This is a genomic window from Lactobacillus sp. UMNPBX6, assembly GCF_002553975.1.
Lineage (GTDB): Bacteria > Bacillota > Bacilli > Lactobacillales > Lactobacillaceae > Lactobacillus > Lactobacillus gallinarum.
Genome location: NZ_PCZD01000104.1, coordinates 1 through 1892 on the forward strand (window position 1 = coordinate 1; position 1892 = coordinate 1892).

Consider the following 1892-nt stretch of genomic DNA (forward strand, 5'->3'; position numbering starts at 1 on the left):
AAAACAAATCAAAAAAGTTCTTGACAAAGGATTTGAGATTTGATAAAATATAAAAGCCGTCTGGTTCAGCCAGACGGAGGTAGTACTTTGAAAACTGAACAAAGTTTCGCTAAAAGTGTGCGGGTGTAAAACCCAAACAAGAAGCGAAGTCAATTCGCAAGCAATAAATTTGAGACAAAGATCTTAAATAATCGAATGAGCAATCATTCAAACTTAAATTTCAAAATGAGAGTTTGATCCTGGCTCAGGACGAACGCTGGCGGCGTGCCTAATACATGCAAGTCGAGCGAGCAGAACCAGCAGATTTACTTCGGTAATGACGCTGGGGACGCGAGCGGCGGATGGGTGAGTAACACGTGGGGAACCTGCCCCATAGTCTGGGATACCACTTGGAAACAGGTGCTAATACCGGATAAGAAAGCAGATCGCATGATCAGCTTATAAAAGGCGGCGTAAGCTGTCGCTATGGGATGGCCCCGCGGTGCATTAGCTAGTTGGTAAGGTAACGGCTTACCAAGGCGATGATGCATAGCCGAGTTGAGAGACTGATCGGCCACATTGGGACTGAGACACGGCCCAAACTCCTACGGGAGGCAGCAGTAGGGAATCTTCCACAATGGACGCAAGTCTGATGGAGCAACGCCGCGTGAGTGAAGAAGGTTTTCGGATCGTAAAGCTCTGTTGTTGGTGAAGAAGGATAGAGGTAGTAACTGGCCTTTATTTGACGGTAATCAACCAGAAAGTCACGGCTAACTACGTGCCAGCAGCCGCGGTAATACGTAGGTGGCAAGCGTTGTCCGGATTTATTGGGCGTAAAGCGAGCGCAGGCGGAAAAATAAGTCTGATGTGAAAGCCCTCGGCTTAACCGAGGAACTGCATCGGAAACTGTTTTTCTTGAGTGCAGAAGAGGAGAGTGGAACTCCATGTGTAGCGGTGGAATGCGTAGATATATGGAAGAACACCAGTGGCGAAGGCGGCTCTCTGGTCTGCAACTGACGCTGAGGCTCGAAAGCATGGGTAGCGAACAGGATTAGATACCCTGGTAGTCCATGCCGTAAACGATGAGTGCTAAGTGTTGGGAGGTTTCCGCCTCTCAGTGCTGCAGCTAACGCATTAAGCACTCCGCCTGGGGAGTACGACCGCAAGGTTGAAACTCAAAGGAATTGACGGGGGCCCGCACAAGCGGTGGAGCATGTGGTTTAATTCGACGCAACGCGAAGAACCTTACCAGGTCTTGACATCTAGTGCCATCCTAAGAGATTAGGAGTTCCCTTCGGGGACGCTAAGACAGGTGGTGCATGGCTGTCGTCAGCTCGTGTCGTGAGATGTTGGGTTAAGTCCCGCAACGAGCGCAACCCTTGTTATTAGTTGCCAGCATTAAGTTGGGCACTCTAATGAGACTGCCGGTGACAAACCGGAGGAAGGTGGGGATGACGTCAAGTCATCATGCCCCTTATGACCTGGGCTACACACGTGCTACAATGGGCAGTACAACGAGAAGCGAGCCTGCGAAGGCAAGCGAATCTCTGAAAGCTGTTCTCAGTTCGGACTGCAGTCTGCAACTCGACTGCACGAAGCTGGAATCGCTAGTAATCGCGGATCAGCACGCCGCGGTGAATACGTTCCCGGGCCTTGTACACACCGCCCGTCACACCATGGAAGTCTGCAATGCCCAAAGCCGGTGGCCTAACCTTCGGGAAGGAGCCGTCTAAGGCAGGGCAGATGACTGGGGTGAAGTCGTAACAAGGTAGCCGTAGGAGAACCTGCGGCTGGATCACCTCCTTTCTAAGGAAGCGAGAGTGATGGAGAGTAGAGATACTAAGAGAAGTCACTTAAGCAAGCGGAAGCACACTGAGAAACTTTGTTTAGTTTTGAGGGTAGTACCTCAAAGA

At 50.6% G+C, this 1892-nt stretch carries 1 rRNA gene; it reads left to right on the plus strand.

The features are described 5' to 3' along the window. The first annotated feature begins 221 nt into the window (after window positions 1-221). Window positions 222-1785, plus strand: a 16S ribosomal RNA gene (locus tag CP357_RS09820). The last annotated feature ends 107 nt before the right edge of the window (window positions 1786-1892 follow it).